Genomic DNA, 19,368 nt, shown 5'->3' on the forward strand with positions numbered 1-19,368 from the left:
CTTCTCACTCTTTCATGCCAGACATTGCAGTTCCTTGTACAAAGTATTTTTGAGCAAAAATATAAATGATCAACAATGGCAACATCGAAATAACTGTTCCTGCCATCACCGGTCCATAAAATGATATATTTTGTCCAGTGAATAAAGCTAATCCTGCAGGTAACGTCCGCATTTTCGAACTTGTTGTCAAAATCAGTGGATACAATAAATCATTCCAACTGTTCATCAACGTAAAGATTGCTAGTGATAGAAGTGTTGGCTTGCTCAAAGGCAACATGATCTTCAAGAAAATCTTGAATTCACCTAACCCGTCAATACGTGCGGCTTCTTCCAATGAATCTGGTAAAGTCACAAAAAACGACCGCATCATAAATATCCCAAAAGCAGTAGTCATTCGAGGAATGATCAATCCGGCATACGTATCTAACATGCCTAAAAAGTTTGCTTGGATGAACAGTGGGATCATGAAGACTTGAAAAGGGATCATCATCGTTAACAAAACAAAGTAAAACAACACCGATTTCCCTTTGAAGCGCATCCGAGCAAAAGCATATCCTGCAAGAGAATCAAAGAAAACAGAAGTGATCACTGTCCCACCTGCAAAGATTACTGTGTTTTTGATGTAATCTAACAACGGAATAGTCGTCCAAACCTTGATATAATTCTCAAAGGTATATTCATCTGCAAAAATTCTCGGGGGAAAAGAAATAATGTCTTTTTCATATTTGAATGAGGAAATGATCAACCATAGAAAAGGAAAAGCGATAATCAATAATACGAGTAACATTCCGACGACACGCAACCATTTCTTTCCATCAAACTTTTTCCGACGATTCGTTGAAACTGCTGTATAACTTTCCGAAAGCATATTATTACTCCCCCCTATTTCATTTGTTTTTCTTTTCTTGACATATATAAATTGGTCGAAATTGCCAGCACAGCTACAATGACAAACAGTACTGAAGATAATGCGGAAGCATAGCCTAACTCATATGGAGCGGTGAAGCCGCGACTATAAATGTATTGGACAGCTGTTTCCGTTTTGAATTGTGGTCCGCCGTTCGTTGCCACATATACTTGGTCAAACACTTGCATGGAACCAATCAAGTTGGTCAAGATACAAAAACCAAGAGATGGGACGATCTGCGGTAACGTGATATTAAAGAATTGTTGACGATTGGTTGCTCCATCCATTTGCGCTGATTCGTAAAGCGAAGGGGAGATTCCTTGAATCGCAGTGATCAGGATCGTCATCGTGACACCAAAATTTTTCCAAACCGTCATCAGCGCAACTGTTGGCATTGCTAATGTTGGATCACGGAAAAATTGTGGAATCGGCAAACCTACTTGTGAGAAAAGGTAAGGGATAGCCCCAACGTTTGGGTCAAGCAACATTGAAAAGATGATTGCAATGGATGTTAAGGAACAAATAACAGGGATATAAAAAGTTGAGCGACAAAAGCGATTGAAACGAGTATTCTTTGACAAGATCACCGCAGCTAATAAACCAACGATAATCTGTGTTGGTGTTTCAAGTAAGGTAAAATACAACGTATGGAAAAGTGAATTGACCGCACGTTCATCCCCAAAGATCCGCAAAAAGTTATCCATGCCTACGAACTCTCTTGAAGTAAAAAAGATGTTCAAATCAGTAAAACTGATCGCAAATGTACCAATCAGTGGCACCACTGTGAATAACAGTAGAATCAAAAAGGATGGCACTAAAAACAAATAAGCCGCTCGATCCGGTCGGTTCCAGTATCTGGTGAATGCTTTCATTTCGTCTATTTCCCCTCTTTCTTATTCGATGGATTCCTTGATGAACAGTTCAAGCGATGAAAAATCAGCCCAAGAAAGGAAAGAAGTTTTTCTCGAAAAAGGAAAGCGAAAGCAATAAATATGTTTTTGCAATTTATAGTACTTTCGCCTTATCTTCTACGAGATTCCTTCTATTTCTTTCATTGTTTTGATTTCATTGTGAACTGTTACTCGATTATTCCTTCAATAGATCATTGATCTGATCATCTGCATCATTCATGAGTTGCTCTGGATCTTCACCAGCCAACAATTTTTCGATCAATGGATTGATGATATCATTATTGATTGCTGCGATTTTCGTGAATCCTGGTAGATAAGGTTCAGCATATTCCATTTGTTTGGATAGTTCCGATACGATAGGATCATTCTTCACTTCTTCATCTTCTGCAACTGATGATAAGTAGGCAGGGAAGCCATTTTCAATACTCCATTTTTTACCGATTTCACTTGTGTTCCAGTATTTTAGGAATTCATAGATTGCCTCTTTTTTATCACTATCTGTACTTGCTGGGATGGCATAACCAACACCATCTAAAATCGCTGTTTTTTCACCGTCCGTACTTGCTTGCGGTAATGTCGTTACACCATAATCGATTTCGTTTGCTTTCAAGCCGTTATTCAACCACGGTCCGTTGATGATGATCGATAATTGCCCAGCGTTCATCAAGTTATCCATCTCTGCTCCTGAAATCGATTCTGGTCCTGCTTTATCGACATGGATCATTTTTTGGATGGCTGTTAGTGTTTCAAGATTTTCTGGTGAAGCGAACTCAGATTTTGTATAATCATCGCTGACAAGTTTTCCTCCATTTGCCTTCATCCAGTTATAAAGTGGCGCAGTACCATCTTTATTGAAGACAAAACCTGAGACATTTTTACTACTATCGGTCAGTTGCGGAGCCATCTCTGTTAATTCTGTCCAAGTAGTTGGTGGTGTTGTTTCATCCAAGCCAGCTTGTTTGAATAATTCTTTGTTCCAATACATATACATCCCTTGTACTTGCATCGGAATAAAATATTGCTGATCATCCACCATTCCTAGATCTACCGCAGTATCTTTGAAATCTCCTTTATCCACACCGTCGTAGTCCCAGAAATCATCTACAGGCTGCACAGCCCCATTCTCCACATATTGAGCAAAATCAGCATAGTTCAGTGCAACAAAATCTGGCGCTTTTCTTGAAGAAATAGCCGTTGGTAATTTTTCATTCAAATTAGCCCATGTCATCACATCCATCTCAATCGTGATGTTTTTGTCATTATTCTTATTAAAATCATTGACGATCTCTTGTAAGATTTCCCCGTCAGAAGCTGTAAACCCATTCCAAAAAGAGAGTGTGACTTCTCCGTCATTTTTACTTTGAGAAGAAGCACCACCGCCACAAGCACCTAATATTCCAGTCACAGCTAACAACAATGAACCAATAATCAATTTTTTTCCTCGCATCTCTATCTCCTCCTTATTTGTTCGGGGTCAAGCTTGTACGGATCACATTCCAAGATAACGGTTTCAATTTGCAATTCAACTGATTTTCTTTATGTTCGTAGGCTTTTGAAGACACAGGTTTGATTTGCTCATTTCCTGCTTGATTGACCGCTTTGATTTCATAGCCAGACATCTCTGAAAACTCGATGACTTCCTCAATCTTTAAGTCAGAAAATTGTAGATCTAAACTCATCTCTTCTTCTCCACGATTCACTGCAAAGATCACCAACTCATTTTTTTCTTCATTCAGCACCGCGATACTTTCTAAATATGGAACTGTATCAAATTCACTCGTTGCATACGTATCGACAGTGATTTCAGGTCGTAAAGCAATACCTTGTCCTAAAGTCGCGACTTGCATAAATGGATAATAGATTGTTTGACGCCATGCTTCACCGTCTTCTTCTGTCATAATCGGCGCAATTACGTTGACTAGCTGCGCCAGACAAGCAATTTTTACTCGATCAGAATGTTTTAACAAAGTGATCAATAAACAGCCCAATACTAAAGCATCCTCAAAATTATAGTGATCTTCTAATAAAGGTGGGGCAACTTGCCATGGCTTGACTGTTTGATCATGTTCTGTCGAATGATACCAAATATTCCATTCATCAAAAGATAGATTGATTTGTTTCTTGCTGTGTTTTTTCGCCTTGATTGCATCACACATCGCAACAACACCAGAGATGAACTGATCCATATCGACTGAACGAGCTAAATAATTTTTCAAATCATTTGTTTGATTGCCATAATACTGATGCAATGAAAGATAATCGATTTGTTCATAGGCTTGATCCAATACAGTCAATTCCCACTCACCGAATGTCGGCATTTGACTATTCGAGCTGCCACATAAAACGACTTCAATCGATTCATCGACAAGTTTCATTGCTTTCGCTGTTTCTTCTGCCAGCCGTCCGTACTCCGCTGCTGTCTTATGGCCGATTTGCCAAGGACCATCCATTTCATTGCCTAAACACCACGTCTTGATTGCAAAAGGTTCGGTTTGTCCATTTGCTATTCTTTGCTCACTCCAATAAGTACCACTAGGATAATTGCAATATTCTACTAGATTTCTTGCAGCATCTAAGCCACGTGTTCCAAGATTGACCGCCATATTGATCTCAGCGCCCACTTCTTGACACCACGCAGCAAATTCATGCACACCCACTTGATTTGTTTCTAAAGATCGCCAAGCAAGGTCTAATCTTTTCGGCCGCTCCGCTATAGGCCCCACGCTATCTTCCCAATTGAACCCAGAAACAAAATTCCCACCTGGATACCGGATCAATGGTACCGATAATTCTTTGACTAGCTCCATGACGTCTTGGCGAAATCCCTTATCATTTGCAGTCGGATGATCCGGTTGATAGATCCCTCCATACACTGCACGTCCCATATGTTCAATAAACGAGCCATACAAACGACGATCGATTTCCCCTATCTTTTGCACACGACTAACTGACATTACAGCTTCCATAAGTCCCCTCCTTTAATTTATACATGAATCATATCTTTCTTTGAAAGCGTTGTCAATAATAATATTATTAAATATAAAAATATTTTTACATTATAATTAACTTAAATATTAATTACATATATTATTTTAATGATATTAACCTATAAATTAATATTTATGTTAATATATAGTTAAACAAAAACCTAAATAAGAGGTGAAAAATCATGCAACTCCAAATCAATGAAGAATCATTACCTGTTTATGAAGCTTTAGCTAGTAAAACAAGGATAAAAATCATCCAGTTACTTTCAAAAAACAAAATGAATATCAAAGAGCTTGCCCAAGCACTCGGTATCAGTAGTGCGATTACAACAATGCATGTAAAAAAACTTGAAGAAGCAAATATCATCAAATCTGAAAAAATAGGCCAAAAAAAAATTTCCAGCTTACGTGTGGATAAAATCAACATCACGTTTCCAGAAAAAATCTTCAATGCCTTTGATACGAAAGAAACATCGATCCCTATCGGTCATTATACCCGCTATTCGATCGAGCCGACATGCGGTCTGGCAACGATCCATGATTTTATCGGCAAAGTCGATGAACCACGATACTTTGCCGATCCACGACGAATGGATGCACGGATTCTGTGGTTTACTAGCGGATTTGTTGAATATCAAACACCAAACTTTCTAAACGAAGAAGATACCTTGGAAATGTTGGAATTGTCCGTTGAACTATCTTCCGAGTTTCCCTTTTCGAACGACAATTGGCCATCGGATATCACTTTCAGCCTGAACGGTGTGGAATTAGGTAACTGGACAAGCCCAGGAGATTTCGCAGACATTCGTGGAAAACATACCCCAGACTGGTATCCAGATAATCTAAACCAATACGGACTATTGAAAACGATCCGTATCACTAAACATTTGACCAATATCAACGGCGAACCATTATCTGAAGTTACGATAAATGACATCCCAAGAAACGAAGACGTCTGGACCTTCCGCATCGAAGTCAAAGAAGACGCCAAAAACGTCGGTGGCTGCACCCTATTCGGCAAAGGCTTCGGCAACTACGACCAAGATATCAAGATGAAGGTGTATTATAGTTAAGGTTGTGAAAAAAGCGGTTTGACCTGAGCAGTAAGCTGGGAAATCAGAAAATAGCTTTCCATATTTTTTGATTTTTCAGCTTAATGTTGTCAGAAGAGTATGTATATACAATCATTTTATATTCTATAGTATCTTACTTATTCAGTTCATGACCACCTATCATAAGAAATACGTTATGATTATTCCTTCAAGCGACTGATGACTGAAAAAGTCATTGGCGATGGACTATAAGCTATGATTCCACAATCAATATAACCTATAAAACCTATTAAATCCTTCTCTGTCACTATAAATAAAAAGATATAAACCTACTTTTTCATAGTGGTGAATATCTTTGGCACATATCTCCCTAAGTAATTTCGTAAAACTCACTTCCTTAAATAAATATAGAAAGGGATCAAAAATACCTTCCAAATTCCCTATTTGTAACAGGCATTGGAAGGAACAGGCAATAAAAACAAGCTTATCAATCGACTAGCTTATGATTATCGTAATTTTCAACGTATTTGTAACCGTATTTTCTTACTAAGGATTAATTTCCCAAAATCAATCAAGAATTAATCTGAACTTATTTCTGCTCCTATTAACAGATTACTTTTAAATAATTCAGAGTTTATATTGTGAAATCATCTATCAAAACAATACATTATTCATTGAAACGATGCTGTTTTCTCAAGCCAAAATGATTATTGATCGTTTTTATGTGTTCAAACACATAAATCAAGTGTTTTAAGATTTTCGTATTCGTGAAATGAAACGATTGATTGATTGTCTAAGGCGATCAAACAACAATGCCAAGGAACTTAAAAAGCTATTAGCGCTTAGTCACACAAAGACGGAAGAAAATCAACCATACAGAATATAAAAAATTGACGGCATTTTTCGCGTACCTAAGCTAAGTATCACTTGACAGAAACTATAATTTTAATCGCTTATTAGGCGCTTATATTGACATGAACGTATTTAACACATTTTCCATGAACTAAAAGATATCTTTCGTGACAAAGTTTTTCATTTTCTTACATCAGATGGCAGAAAAATTATATAAAGAATTTCGTCTGAAACTATAAAAACGTCTAAGCAATGAAGAAATATTCATAAAGTTCTGATTTATCCTTACTTTATAAGCAAAGACTCCCTTATCACTACACTAAATCGTGTTTCCTGTAGCTTTAAAAATTTAAGAAAACTCGAATAAAAGTTTTTTTACCATTAAGGTTTTAAATTACGTAAAATAACCTTCAAATCATAAAGATTAACATCTTCTTTGCACCATTCTCTATTTGTGGCAATTCATATATACATCCATTGTCCGCGAACTTAGTATTTTATTTATAAGTTTTCTAGTTTTTATAAAAATTTACGTACGTAGATACTTATAAAAGAATTCAAGCTAAACATCATGTTATATTATTTTTGATTTAGCTATTTTCGTTGTTACTCATGATTTGTTTTCAATATATTTTTTATCGTGGTAACAATTTATCTTATGGAAATATTAACATAAAAGTAATCCTAAAAAATATACCCTAACTGTTCATCAAAAATATTTATTATCTATTTTTTTAATGATTATGTCACAACTATTTCTGCATTTCGATAAAATTTTTAAAATATGTTTACTTCATATATCTGGACCGTATACAAATATAGCTTCAATCATGGAATCTAAATTCTCAAAAATATCTTCATAAACTAAGTTAGGACTTATACCAATTTTGTAATAAAAAAAATTTAAAGGATGATTATGAGAATAGTAATTCTTTGGAGAAGTATAGTTTCTACTTATCAAATAGTTTTTTAAATCTAAAAAACTTGCTTCAGTTAAATGTATCATTGTATTTCTAATTTTTTGAAGGTCATTTAGGTACTCGCCATATGAAGACAATGAAGCTCCGACCAAATTCGCTCTTGCCAAACTTGGATAATAGCTTGAAATTTTAGCAAGCATCTCGTTAGATCCCCATGTTTTTTCTGCATAATAAGGCATTTTTGGTTTATTGAACTTCCCAATCTTAGCAAAAGCTATAGATTCATTATCACTATCTAAAAAATTTGAAATATTTAATGTATTTGAATGTATATTACCTATACATGTTTCTCCACCGAAATAATAGGTTAACCAAAATGATCTAAAAATATAATTCCAGCTTTGCCATACTTCATTTGTGAGACCAATAATTTGAGTTATATCCTTTTTAGTCACCTCTTGTTTTTTTTCAATTTTAGACAGATAATCCATAAGAGCTACTTTATTTTTGTAATATTTTATAATTTTTTTTCTTATAGAGTAATTCATTAAGCACCTCGTTCTAGTACAGTCTCTCTTGTAAAGCTTTTAAAAACCATTCAAACCTTATTATCCTATTATTTAAAGAATGAGTAGTGGAAGAGGATGCCTCTATAAATTTTTTAAAGTTCCCCTCTCTATAATAGTCATCCTCGTTTTCTAGACTATCTAGTAAGATTCTTATATTTTGTTTGACTACTGTAATATCATTATAATAGACTCCATCTGATTGATATTCTGATAAGGCACCATCAATCCTTATGCCTTCTTTATTATATAATAAGGCGCTACAGAGTGAATAAAGAAGGTACTGTTTAAATGAATCTTCTGAAAGTATATCTGTTAGTTCATTATTTATTAGATCTAACACAGAAATAACACTAGTTTTCACTTCTTCCGGAAGGTATTCATCATATTTTTTGTATAGATTATCTAATTTATTTTTCTGCCTAGCAACTATCCCGTCGATTTTCAACTGAACTATCTCAGTCAATAAATCTCCATCTTTCATCCTAGAAGATTCTTTTAAGGAAAGTACCTTTGTATTTATTAGCATTGCGCTATACTTTTCGACTAAGTCAAATATAAACCACTTAAATTCTCCTTGATACGTAGCATGTCTCAATTCTTGAGGGTTCAGTGGTAAACTGTAAGAATTCATTCTTCTAAAGATTTCTAAAACTTCTTGCTCAGTCCCACTAGTTATCGTGTCTAATGAAACTTCATACCCTAGAAAAGCTATTTGAATATCCTCATCTAAATCTTTAAAGTAAAGACCAGAATACCCAGAAGACACTGAACTTAACTTGTACTCATTATTTATAAATTTTTGTATAGTGGTTAATCTTTGCTGTCCATCAACAATTTCTCTTTTTGATTTTTTTGTTTTAGGGTCAATAATTTGTCTAATAGTCACTTTAGGAAAAGTAAAACCATTTAGAATTGTATCTATAAAAAAGGACATTGCATTTTGAGGCCATAGTGAGCTATTTCTTTGGTAAACTTTATTGACCACTAACGTTCTAGAATTTAATTGCTCATACAAATCGGAAATAGTCATAACGTTTCTTGTTATTTTCATCAGAAAAATACCTCTTTCAATTTTTATATTCTATTTATGTTTCCTTAAAATTTCTAGCAATTTATATTATATCAGTAATGAAAAAAATATAATATGTACTTCATTATCTGATATTAATTTTTCATTGAATAGATTTTTATAAATTCAATATAGGCTTCAATTTATAAGAATCAAGTATCTTTTATTCTAAATTTACTATTAGTATTGAGTAATAGGGTATTTACATACTCTAGCAAAGTGATTTAAAGCATATTAAGTTTGTTAGCATCTCTTTTGCAATCATTTAAACCATAATTTAACCTCATACAAATTTCAGATATTTTCTGATTACCTAGTTTACAAATTGAATATTGTAAAGAACAATTATTTACTTTAAAAGGTAGAATAAACTATAATTCTTATACTATTAACCGCATTTTAAATAAATATTATTTCTAAACTTCTTTTAAGTTTCTGAGGTATAAAATAACCAATATATTAATTTACATGTACAATTATTTAGAATTAGATTACTAGTAAACAAATATTTATTGGAAAAACCGTGATCCTTTTTCAGCAATAAGAGGGTCACGGCGTCTTTAATTCTCCGCACAGAGATTTCAATCAACATGGTTGAAATAATCGTTAATTCATTTATTTTCTTTTTGTTTCACTTATTTCCAAAAATCATCAAAGATCGAAATTGGCAAATGACGTTTATGCTGTGTTTTATTCCACCATTGCTCGATTTTTTGTTGTGCATCGACTGGAATTTCTTTCCCTTCCAAATAGTCGTCGATCTCATCATATGTGACACCTAATGCGACTTCATCGGCAATCATCGGCTTGCCTTCTTCAAGGTCAGCTGTTGGCACTTTGGTATAGAGATGTTCTGGCGCGTCTAAAGCCTTCAACAATGCTTTTCCTTGGCGTTTATTCAAGCGGAACAATGGCAAAATATCTGCCCCACCGTCACCATATTTCGTAAAGAAGCCAGTAATATTTTCAGCTGCGTGGTCGGTACCGATCACAGCCCCTGCACGTTGTCCTGCAACCGCATATTGTGTGATCATTCGTTGGCGCGCTTTGATATTTCCTTTATTGAAATCACTGATTTCTACACCTGCTTCAATCAACGCTTGCGTTTGCGCATCGACTGCAGGTTTGATATTGACACGTAATTGGACGTCTGGTTGGATAAAGTCTAACGCAGCTTTAGCGTCTTCTTCATCTGCCTGTTCTCCATATGGCAAACGTACACCGATAAACTGGTAACTGTCATCTTTCGTTTCTTCCCGCATTTCTTCCATTGCCAATTGTGCTAAACGTCCGGCTAAAGTAGAATCTTGTCCTCCACTGATACCTAAAACCAAGGTTTTTAAGAAGGGATTCTTTTTCAAATATTCTTTCATGAAATCGATACTCACACGAATTTCATTTTGAGGATCGATGACTGATTTCACGCCTAATTCTTCGATGATTGCTTGTTGTAAATGATTCATCTTCCATTCCTCCTATAGTTCACTCGTTAATTGTGTGACGCTTTTTTTCATTCGTTCCATGATTGCCATCTTATGATTCCAGCAATCTGTTGATAGATCCACAGGATATTTTTGCGGATTCAAATCACGTTTGTATTCTTCCCAAAGAGAATCTAAGTTTCCTCTGGTATACTCTTTGATTTCTTCTAATGTCGGTAAGTCATAGACTCTCGTTCCTTCAACAAAAATATCTTGTAAAATTGGCCGAGCTGTAAAATCACGAACGGTTTTATTGATAAAGGTATGTGTCGGGTGGAACATGAAGATCTCTTCTTCTTGTCGAGGATCTTCGTCCCATAGTGTCACATAATCGCCTTCTGATTTCCCATCAAAGTTACGAGTGATACGCCATACTTGTTTTTTACCTGGTGTAGTAACTTTTTCTGCATTGCTAGACAATTTGATCGTATCGATCATTTCACCTTGTTCATTTTCGATGGATACCAGTTTGAAGACTGCACCTAAAGCCGGTTGGTCATAGGCGGTGATCAACTTTGTCCCAACGCCCCAAACATCGATTTTTGCTTTTTGCATTTTTAAGTTTAAAATCGTCGCTTCATCTAAATCATTTGAGGCATAGATTTTCGCTTCTGTAAAACCAGCGGAATCTAATTGTTCTCTGACCCGTTTCGAAATATACGCCATATCACCACTATCGATACGTACGCCTTGGAAATTGATCTTGTTGCCAAGTTCTTTTGCCACACGGATTGCACTAGGAACACCCGATTTCAAGGTATCGTAAGTATCCACTAGAAAAACACAATCTTTATGTGTCTTTGCATACGCCATAAATGCTTCATAGTCATTCCCATAACTTTGAACAAGAGAATGAGCGTGAGTACCGCTTGCTGGAATCCCGAAAATTTTCCCTGCACGAACATTGCTCGTTGCATCTGCTCCACCAATATAAGCAGCACGAGTCCCCCAAACCGCAGCATCCAATTCTTGCGCACGGCGTGTACCAAACTCCAATAATGGATCGTCACCGATCACCGATTTGATACGAGCCGCTTTCGTCGCGATCAACGTTTGAAAGTTCACCATATTCAATAAGGCTGTTTCTACTAATTGACAATGGGCTAATGGGCCTTCCACTTGGATCAATGGCTCATTCGCAAAAACAAGTTCTCCTTCACGAGCGGAACGGACAGTCGCTTTGAATTTGAATTCACGTAAATACGTCAAAAAGCCTTCCGGATAAACAGCCATCTCGCGAAGATACGCAATATCTGTATCAGTAAATGTCAAGTTTTCTAAATAATCCACTAATCGTTCTAACCCTGCAAAAACAGCATAACCATGATTGAATGGCATCTCGCGGAAGTAACATTCAAAAACTGCATGTTTATCTGCTCTATCTAGTTCCCAGTAAGTCTGCATCATATTGATCTGGTAAAGATCCGTATGTAGCGTCAAACTGTCATCTGAGTAAGTTGTCGTCATCTTTTTTATTGCTCCTCTTAGCCAATTTTCATTTCTTATCCATTATAACAAAAAAATACCCTAGTAAAAGAAATCTTGTTTTATTTTGTACAAAGTAAAGAAATAAGATAGGAGGTTGTGAGAAAAGCGTTTTGACCTGAGCAGTAAGATGAGAAATCAGAAAATAGTTTTTCATATTTTTTGATTTTTCATCTTAATGTTGAAGGTCAGCTTTTTGAACACCGTTTATCGAGGTTGGGAGAAAGCCGGGCAGCTCCGAGTAGTAAGGCAGAACTTGCGAAAATAGCTCCACATATTTTTTGATTTTTCAGCTTAGTGTTGAAGGTCAGCTTCTTGAACACCGTTTATCTAAGTTGTAAAAAAACGCCTAAATCCCAAAGATCAAACTATCTTGGAATTTAGGCGCTTTACTTCCTATCGCTTATTCAATTTAGGATCATCCATAACTTTCTTGCTGTATTGATCGAGCTATGCAATCGTTGCGATGGCTTGTTCTACAATGACGATGTCCTTATTCGGCCGTTTGAACTGAACACCCGCTTCTTCTAATTCTTGCTTGACACCTACATGGATATTGACCGCTGATCGTTCTGTTTTCAACACTTTTTTGATTGCATAATCAATTTCCTGTTTAGTGATTTTCTTTTTTGTATTGATCATCACTAATTGGACTTGATTATAGGTATCGATCAACAAAATCTGTGTACGATCTAAAGAAAATAGTTTATAAAATCGAATAGCAGAATTTCTAAAAAAGAAATCAACGATTTTTGGATAAAAAGTTTTGATATTCAAGTTGCTCGTAATCGGGGTTTCAATCAGTTTCATACTTTTCCTCTTTTCTTAATTTTTTTACTCAATAAAATAAATCGCTTTCATAAAGACGATAAAAAAACAATTTGATTTCCCTCTCTTTGTTAAATAGTATAACATATAATCAATTAGATAAAAAAGATGATTTTTCACTTGACCTTCTCGTTACGTCAAGGATTATGCTAGTTTTGTCAGGAGGGAAAACAATGGAATACACAATTAAGAAAATGGCACAGCTCTCAGGAGTAAGTAGTCGTACACTACGTTTTTACGATGAAATTGATTTACTCAAACCCAAACGGATCAATTCAGCTGGTTATCGTATCTATGGTTCTCAAGAAATCGATCGTCTACAACAAATTTTATTTTATCGATCCTTAGATTTTCCACTGAACCAAATTCGCGAATTATTAGATGATCCTACCTTTGATCATCAACATGCACTCATCGAACATCAGAGAAAACTACTAGAGAAACGAGCAGAAATTGATACTCTCCTGGCAACCGTCCAACAAACATTAGCACAATTCAAAGGAGGAAAAAAGATGACTGACCAAGAAAAATTTGAAGGATTAAAAAAACAAAAAATAACTGAAATTGAAACAAACTATGGCACAGAGATCCGTGAAAAATACGGAGAAGAAACGATTGATAAAGCAAACGAACAATGGCAAAACCTTTCCCAAGAAAAATACCAAGAAATGCAAGAAGTTGAGCAACAATTACTAACGAACTTAACGTCTTATCTGTCTGACCAACCAAATCAGGCACGTGCAAAAGAAATTTTTGATGCACATAAAAAATGGCTATTATTTAGTTGGCCCACGTATCAAGCAGAAGCCCACAAAGGATTAGGTATGCTGTATATCTCAGATGAACGTTTTACTGAATACTATGATTCTCGTTGTGGTAAAGGCGCCGCTGTAGCATTGAATGAGATCATTCAAGCTCATGCATAAATAAATAAAGACAAATCCACAAAAAGGATTTGTCTTTTTTATTTCACGGACGTTGAATAAAAGTATACGGAATCTTTACTTGTTCGACTGTATCATTCAAAAACAAACGAAAAGCGGTTTCACCACATTGTTTCAGATGGTGATCAATTGTTGAAAAATTTAATATTTCACTGATCAGCATATTTTCCCTACCAACGATTGGTATTTTTTGTTTTTTATAACTTTGGAGAACTCCGGCTGCTACTGTGTCTGAATTCGTGAAAATGCCATCAATTCCTCGTTCCTTAAAAAATCCCCCTGCTTGTTTCCCATGTTCGGTATCAATACACTGCCAGTAGACATCAGCTTCGTTAAATTCAGGAAAAATCTCTTTACACAGTTTCAATGTGATTTTCGAATTGTAACTCATTCGACCGGTTCTTCCTAAGGTGACACCTAAACGTTTGACACCTTGATCTTTTAAAAAGGATAAGCCATCAGTAATCGATTGTTTGCGATCAATATAGACACTCGTTACTTCCAAGTCTTCGATCTTTTCGCAAAAGACGATAGGGCCATAGCGTTGATAATCAAGCAACAACTCTAAGGGATTTGCTCTTGATGTAATGATCAATCCGTCAAATGCTTTCGCCGCAAACTCTTCTAAATATTGTTGTTCCCGTTTTATTTGGTAGTTTGTTGGCAACAACGTCACTTTATAGCCCTCACTAAAAGCGACTTCAATGATTCCACTGAGCAACTGATCAAAATATGGGTGATTTGTGTAAGGTAAAATGACACCAATATTTTTAGTTTTTCCAGAACTTAGTTGTCTGGCATTGGCATTCGGTACATAATTTAATTCTTTGATCACTTTCAAGATCTCTGTTCGTTTCGCTTCATCGACATAAGGATGTTGATTGATGACACGGGATACCGTCGAAACAGAATATCCTGTTCGTTTGGCTATATCTCGGATGTTTGCCATGACTACTGTTCGCCACCTATACAAAAAGATTTTCTTGTAGATAGTCTACCACAGCAGGTCCACATTCGAAAAATTGATACAATGTTCCTTGGTCATAGAAACTGATTCGTTGACCACCCCAATAATTATCCTTGGTCAAACCAGAAATATCTGCTAAATTGATTTTTTTGATCACCGATCGATTAAGGCCTTGAAAACTAGACAACACGAGCATGGAATCTTTAAACTCAACAAATGCGTAAAAACATTGATTCTTGGTGCCTTGCGTTGCTTTGATATAGGTATTCATAAGAAGCCCTCCTTTATTTATGCTTTGAGTATACGGTATGAAACGCGTCTCATAGCAAGGAGTTTGCTTCTTTTATTCTTCTGGTTCACCTAGATTAGGATCTAAACGGTTTGCAGCCAAGATAAATGGTGCCCAAATCAAAGCAGCGACTAAGAGATTGACGATCGTCAAGACAATGGCACGCCAGTCACCTGCGGTTGCTAAGAACCCACTGATAATCGTTGGCATGACCCAAATCACATTTACCACCACTGGGCGAACAAGGCCTGCCATTGTCGCAAAGTAAGCAATGGTTGCCGTTACAAGTGGTGCGACGATGAATGGGATCATCAACAATGGATTCAATACGACTGGTAGACCAAACATCACTGGTTCATTGATATTGAACAAACCAGGAGCAATCCCCAGCTTACCGACTGTTTTATAATCGGCACGTTTTGATAAAAATAAAATCATGACGATCAATACCAACGTTACACCAGCACCACCAGGCCATACGAATGCTTCAAATGAACCTGCTACCCATTTGAAGGGGATTGGTTCATTATTTTGAAAGGCATTAGTATTTTCGACCATCGCTGTACCATAAAGTGTCTGTAACACTGGTGACATGATATTTGTTCCATGTAATCCAAAGAACCAAAGCACATGTACAAGTAACACGATAATAAACACTGCGCCATACCCTTGCGATAAATTCATCAAAGGTTTTTGAATCGCTTCAGAGATCCAGTCAATCAATGGTACCCCTGCTGTTTGTCGGAAGATATAATTGATCGTTCCCACAACATATAAAGAAACAACTGCAGGAATGATTGCGGCAAAAGCACGTGCAACTGCTGGTGGCACTGATTCTGGCATTCTGATAATAATTTTTTTACGCATCAATAGTGCAAAAATGATAACAGAAATAAAACCAAAGATCATAGCTGTAAAAAGACCAGAACCGCCCATGTATTTCCCAAAGTTGAAATAACCCCATGCGCCCATCGAAAGCGTCTGTCCACCATCAGTACCATCAGCAATCACGCCGCCTGCGGTAGTGATCATGTCCATAGCATCTTGTGACAATTTTTCTGGCAACGTCAAAACAGCTGTGGCAGCATCAGGTAATCCAATAATAAATGCAACTAAAGATACAATACTTCCTGATACAGGGTCCACTTCATATGCCTTTGCCAAATTTGCGCCTAGTGACAATGCGAATACGACTGCCATAATCGCTAGCGTCCCATTCCAAATCAGGCCATTGACACCAATTACTGGTGTAAAGAAAGTCGTAATGGCATTCCCTTCACCTAGATACGTGTTAGGAAAATCACGCATAAACGCATTCAATAGCACCGCAATTGCCCCAGCCATCGTTGCCGGCATGGTTCCAATAAACGCATCACGTAAAGCAACCAGATGCTTTTCCGAACCAATCTTCGTGGCAACTGGCAAAATATATCTCTCCATCCATTCCATCAATTTATTCATCTTCATCCTCCTACAATTCGATCTTCCACCATTATGAATGCGTATACATTATAATGATATCACAAATATAGCATAACTTTGTGAACTTCGCTAGCGAAAGAGTGAAAGAAATATTAAGAGAAATGAAATTTCCATCAAACGGGGTATTTACGAAATAAACCTACATAACGATGATGATTTGATTATCTATTCAGCGGTTTATGTCGTTTCTATCTAAACAATATGAATGCACTATACCATTACTACACACTCGATTATGCCCAGTTTTCTAAAAAAACGAAATAAAAAAAGAAGAACCTTGATTGAACAAGGTTCTTCTGGAGTTATTACATCATGCCGCCCATCATTGATGGGTCCATAGCTGGTGCAGCAGGCGCTGCTGGTTCTGGTTTGTCTGCAACTACTGCTTCAGTTGTTAATAGTAATGCAGAAACAGATGCTGCATTTTGTAATGCTGAACGAGTTACTTTTGTTGGGTCAACGATTCCGGCTTCCACCATGTTTACCCATTCACCAGTTGCTGCATTGAATCCTGTTCCTAAATCAACATTTTTCAATTTATCAACGATGACTGATCCTTCATAACCAGCATTTTCAGCAATTTGACGAATTGGTTCTTCTAACGCACGAGTAACGATCTTGATTCCTGTTGCTACGTCGCCTTCTGCTTCGATCGCTGCTACTTTGTTGATCACGTTCACTAATGCTGTACCACCACCAGAGACCATACCTTCTTCAACGGCAGCACGAGTAGCGTTCAACGCGTCCTCAATACGTAGTTTCAATTCTTTTAATTCTGTTTCAGTTGCCGCTCCGACTTTCACGACAGCTACTCCGCCAGCAAGTTTTGCTAAGCGTTCTTGTAATTTTTCACGGTCAAAGTCTGAAGTTGTTTCAGCGATTTGGTTTTTGATCAATTGAACACGTGCATCAATAGCTGTTTTATCGCCTGAACCTTCAACGATCGTTGTGTTGTCTTTATCCACAACAACTTTTGAAGCATTTCCTAAGTTTTCGATTGTTGCATCTTTCAATTCTAATCCTAGGTCATCTGTGATCACTGTACCACCAGTCAAGACAGCAATATCTTCTAACATTGCTTTACGACGGTCGCCGAAACCTGGTGCTTTTACAGCAACAACATTGAATGTTCCACGGATTTTATTCAATACCAATGTTGGTAATGCTTCGCCATCCACGTCATCAGCAATGATCAATAAAGGACGTGATTGTTGTAAGATTTGTTCCAATAAAGGTAAGATATCTTGGATATTTGAAATTTTCTTGTCAGTGATCAACAAGTATGGATTTTCCAAAACAGCTTCCATTTTGTCGTTGTCTGTTACCATATATTGTGACAAGTAACCACGGTCAAATTGCATACCTTCTACGACATCTAATTCTGTTTCGATTCCTTTAGATTCTTCAATTGTGATAACACCGTCATTGCCGACTTTTTCCATTGCATCCGCAATCAAACGGCCCACTTGTTCTGAACCAGAAGAAACAGCCGCAACTTGTGCAATAGCCTCTTTTGAGTCAACAACAGTTGAGATGTTGTGTAATTCTTCCACTGCTGTTTTAGTGGCTAATTCGATCCCACGACGAATACCTAATGGGTTAGCACCAGCTGTGACGTTTTTCAAACCTTCACGGACAATTGCTTGAGTCAATACAGTCGCTGTCGTTGTACCATCTCCAGCGATATCATTAGTTTTAGATGCAACTTCTGAAACTAATTTTGCACCCATGTTTTCAAAATGATCTTCTAATTCGATTTCTTTTGCAATCGTCACACCGTCATTTGTGATCAATGGAGAACCATATGATTTTTCTAAAACAACATTACGGCCTTTTGGTCCTAATGTCACTTTTACTGTATCTGCTAATTTATCTACACCACGTAACATTGCTGCACGTGCATCTTCTGCAAATTTCAATTCTTTTGCCATTTTTTCGTCACCTCATCAATTATTTTTGTTTCGTAATTACTCAACAATCGCCATAATATCTTTTCCAGAGACGATCAAATATTCTGTTCCTTCGAATTTCACTTCTGTACCGGCATATTTTTCAAACATTACTTGGTCGCCTACTTTAATAGCTGCAGGAACTTTTTCGCCGTTTTCTAGCAAACGTCCCTCACCCACTGCTACAACTGTTCCAGTTTGAGGTTTCTCTTTCGCTGATGAAGCTAAAACGATTCCTCCAACAGTTTTTTCTTCTTCTTGCGCGACTTCAATGATGACGCGATCACCTAATGGTTTTAACACGATAAATCCCTCCGATAACTCTTTTTTTGAATCTATTAGCACTCTATCACATCGAGTGCTAACCTACATTTTTAATAATACTCATTCTCCTATTCTTTTGCAAGCTTTTTAAATCATAGAAAAAAATTTTTTAAAGAAGGTTGTGAAAAAGCCGATCAGCTCCAAGTATTAAGGCAAAATTTGAGAAAATAGCTTCTCATATTTTTTCAAGTTTTGACTTAATATTGAAGGAGCTGGCTTTTGAACACCGTTTATCATAGGTTGTGAAAGACGCGTCTTGACCTGAGCAGTAAGATGGAAAATCAGAAAATAGCTCCTCATATTTTTTGATTTTCTAGCTTAATGTTGAAGGTCAGCTTTTTGAACACCGTTT

At 36.6% G+C, this 19,368-nt stretch carries 16 protein-coding genes; 2 read left to right on the top strand and 14 right to left on the bottom strand.

Going from position 1 to position 19,368, the window contains the following annotated elements; all coding sequences use genetic code 11:
• Positions 1-4 precede the first annotated feature (4 nt).
• The 4 genes from IGJ14_RS11495 to IGJ14_RS11510 form a co-directional block, all read right to left on the bottom strand.
• Entirely contained in the window at positions 5-868 is an 864-nt protein-coding gene (locus IGJ14_RS11495; RefSeq protein ID WP_010736672.1) for a carbohydrate ABC transporter permease, read from the bottom strand.
• Positions 869-882: 14 nt separating this feature from the next.
• Positions 883-1,779 (bottom strand): carbohydrate ABC transporter permease, encoded by an 897-nt coding sequence (locus IGJ14_RS11500; protein ID WP_010736673.1) that lies wholly within the window; start codon positions 1,777-1,779, stop codon positions 883-885.
• A 214-nt stretch (positions 1,780-1,993) separates the two neighbouring features.
• On the bottom strand, positions 1,994-3,265 hold the full coding sequence (locus IGJ14_RS11505; protein WP_195273312.1) for an ABC transporter substrate-binding protein: 1,272 nt from the start codon (positions 3,263-3,265) through the stop codon (positions 1,994-1,996).
• Positions 3,266-3,278: 13 nt separating this feature from the next.
• Entirely contained in the window at positions 3,279-4,784 is a 1,506-nt protein-coding gene (locus IGJ14_RS11510) for an alpha-N-arabinofuranosidase (protein ID WP_065095923.1), read from the bottom strand.
• A gap of 203 nt (positions 4,785-4,987) precedes the next feature.
• On the opposite strand from IGJ14_RS11510, the gene IGJ14_RS11515 reads away from it, so the two are divergent.
• Positions 4,988-5,878, top strand: coding sequence for an ArsR/SmtB family transcription factor (locus IGJ14_RS11515; protein WP_065095924.1), 891 nt, complete (start codon positions 4,988-4,990; stop codon positions 5,876-5,878).
• Positions 5,879-7,502: 1,624 nt separating this feature from the next.
• Here the strand turns inward: IGJ14_RS11515 and IGJ14_RS11520 are convergent.
• From IGJ14_RS11520 to IGJ14_RS11540, 5 genes are all read right to left on the bottom strand, one after another.
• On the bottom strand, positions 7,503-8,177 hold the full coding sequence (locus IGJ14_RS11520) for a hypothetical protein (protein WP_195273313.1): 675 nt from the start codon (positions 8,175-8,177) through the stop codon (positions 7,503-7,505).
• Positions 8,178-8,190: 13 nt separating this feature from the next.
• Positions 8,191-9,249: a DUF262 domain-containing protein gene (locus tag IGJ14_RS11525; protein WP_195273314.1), complete on the bottom strand. Its 1,059-nt coding sequence runs from the start codon at positions 9,247-9,249 to the stop codon at positions 8,191-8,193.
• A 653-nt stretch (positions 9,250-9,902) separates the two neighbouring features.
• Positions 9,903-10,730 (bottom strand): ammonia-dependent NAD(+) synthetase, encoded by an 828-nt coding sequence (gene nadE / locus IGJ14_RS11530; protein ID WP_023520311.1) that lies wholly within the window; start codon positions 10,728-10,730, stop codon positions 9,903-9,905.
• Between the two features lie 12 nt (positions 10,731-10,742).
• Positions 10,743-12,215: a nicotinate phosphoribosyltransferase gene (locus IGJ14_RS11535; RefSeq protein WP_010736679.1), complete on the bottom strand. Its 1,473-nt coding sequence runs from the start codon at positions 12,213-12,215 to the stop codon at positions 10,743-10,745.
• A gap of 468 nt (positions 12,216-12,683) precedes the next feature.
• Positions 12,684-13,043, bottom strand: a complete 360-nt coding sequence (locus IGJ14_RS11540; RefSeq protein ID WP_023520312.1) for a DUF1827 family protein — start codon at positions 13,041-13,043, stop codon at positions 12,684-12,686.
• A 191-nt stretch (positions 13,044-13,234) separates the two neighbouring features.
• Between IGJ14_RS11540 and IGJ14_RS11545 the strand changes: the two genes are divergently transcribed.
• Positions 13,235-13,987 carry a MerR family transcriptional regulator gene (locus tag IGJ14_RS11545; protein ID WP_195273315.1) on the top strand — a complete coding sequence of 251 codons (753 nt, stop codon included), beginning with the start codon at positions 13,235-13,237 and terminating at the stop codon, positions 13,985-13,987.
• A 43-nt stretch (positions 13,988-14,030) separates the two neighbouring features.
• Here IGJ14_RS11545 and IGJ14_RS11550 read toward each other — a convergent pair whose 3' ends face one another.
• From IGJ14_RS11550 to groES, 5 genes are all read right to left on the bottom strand, one after another.
• Positions 14,031-14,954, bottom strand: a complete 924-nt coding sequence (locus IGJ14_RS11550) for a LacI family DNA-binding transcriptional regulator (protein ID WP_195273316.1) — start codon at positions 14,952-14,954, stop codon at positions 14,031-14,033.
• Between the two features lie 16 nt (positions 14,955-14,970).
• On the bottom strand, positions 14,971-15,243 hold the full coding sequence (locus tag IGJ14_RS11555; RefSeq protein WP_010736683.1) for a hypothetical protein: 273 nt from the start codon (positions 15,241-15,243) through the stop codon (positions 14,971-14,973).
• 72 nt (positions 15,244-15,315) lie between these two features.
• On the bottom strand, positions 15,316-16,722 hold the full coding sequence (locus IGJ14_RS11560) for a PTS sugar transporter subunit IIC (protein WP_019723199.1): 1,407 nt from the start codon (positions 16,720-16,722) through the stop codon (positions 15,316-15,318).
• Between the two features lie 326 nt (positions 16,723-17,048).
• Entirely contained in the window at positions 17,049-18,674 is a 1,626-nt protein-coding gene (gene groL, locus IGJ14_RS11565) for a chaperonin GroEL (RefSeq protein ID WP_066025548.1), read from the bottom strand.
• Positions 18,675-18,710: 36 nt separating this feature from the next.
• The gene (groES, locus tag IGJ14_RS11570; protein ID WP_019723198.1) at positions 18,711-18,995 is read right to left on the bottom strand and encodes a co-chaperone GroES; all 285 of its coding nucleotides are present in this window, start codon (positions 18,993-18,995) and stop codon (positions 18,711-18,713) included.
• Positions 18,996-19,368 lie beyond the last annotated feature (373 nt).

Source organism: Enterococcus sp. DIV1304_2, assembly GCF_050555445.1.
In the GTDB taxonomy this organism is placed as follows: domain Bacteria; phylum Bacillota; class Bacilli; order Lactobacillales; family Enterococcaceae; genus Enterococcus_B; species Enterococcus_B pernyi.

What these genes read in the sequence shown, in the direction of transcription:
- IGJ14_RS11545 (WP_195273315.1), top strand. Translation starts at nt 13,235, where the DNA reads ATGGAATACACAATTAAGAAAATGGCACAGCTCTCAGGAGTAAGTAGT.
- IGJ14_RS11495 (WP_010736672.1), bottom strand. Translation starts at nt 868, where the DNA reads ATGCTTTCGGAAAGTTATACAGCAGTTTCAACGAATCGTCGGAAAAAG.
- IGJ14_RS11560 (WP_019723199.1), bottom strand. Translation starts at nt 16,722, where the DNA reads ATGAATAAATTGATGGAATGGATGGAGAGATATATTTTGCCAGTTGCC.
- groL (WP_066025548.1), bottom strand. Translation starts at nt 18,674, where the DNA reads ATGGCAAAAGAATTGAAATTTGCAGAAGATGCACGTGCAGCAATGTTA.
- IGJ14_RS11515 (WP_065095924.1), top strand. Translation starts at nt 4,988, where the DNA reads ATGCAACTCCAAATCAATGAAGAATCATTACCTGTTTATGAAGCTTTA.
- IGJ14_RS11550 (WP_195273316.1), bottom strand. Translation starts at nt 14,954, where the DNA reads ATGGCAAACATCCGAGATATAGCCAAACGAACAGGATATTCTGTTTCG.
- IGJ14_RS11510 (WP_065095923.1), bottom strand. Translation starts at nt 4,784, where the DNA reads ATGGAAGCTGTAATGTCAGTTAGTCGTGTGCAAAAGATAGGGGAAATC.
- IGJ14_RS11520 (WP_195273313.1), bottom strand. Translation starts at nt 8,177, where the DNA reads ATGAATTACTCTATAAGAAAAAAAATTATAAAATATTACAAAAATAAA.
- IGJ14_RS11555 (WP_010736683.1), bottom strand. Translation starts at nt 15,243, where the DNA reads ATGAATACCTATATCAAAGCAACGCAAGGCACCAAGAATCAATGTTTT.
- IGJ14_RS11535 (WP_010736679.1), bottom strand. Translation starts at nt 12,215, where the DNA reads ATGACGACAACTTACTCAGATGACAGTTTGACGCTACATACGGATCTT.
- IGJ14_RS11505 (WP_195273312.1), bottom strand. Translation starts at nt 3,265, where the DNA reads ATGCGAGGAAAAAAATTGATTATTGGTTCATTGTTGTTAGCTGTGACT.
- IGJ14_RS11540 (WP_023520312.1), bottom strand. Translation starts at nt 13,043, where the DNA reads ATGAAACTGATTGAAACCCCGATTACGAGCAACTTGAATATCAAAACT.
- nadE (WP_023520311.1), bottom strand. Translation starts at nt 10,730, where the DNA reads ATGAATCATTTACAACAAGCAATCATCGAAGAATTAGGCGTGAAATCA.
- IGJ14_RS11525 (WP_195273314.1), bottom strand. Translation starts at nt 9,249, where the DNA reads ATGAAAATAACAAGAAACGTTATGACTATTTCCGATTTGTATGAGCAA.
- IGJ14_RS11500 (WP_010736673.1), bottom strand. Translation starts at nt 1,779, where the DNA reads ATGAAAGCATTCACCAGATACTGGAACCGACCGGATCGAGCGGCTTAT.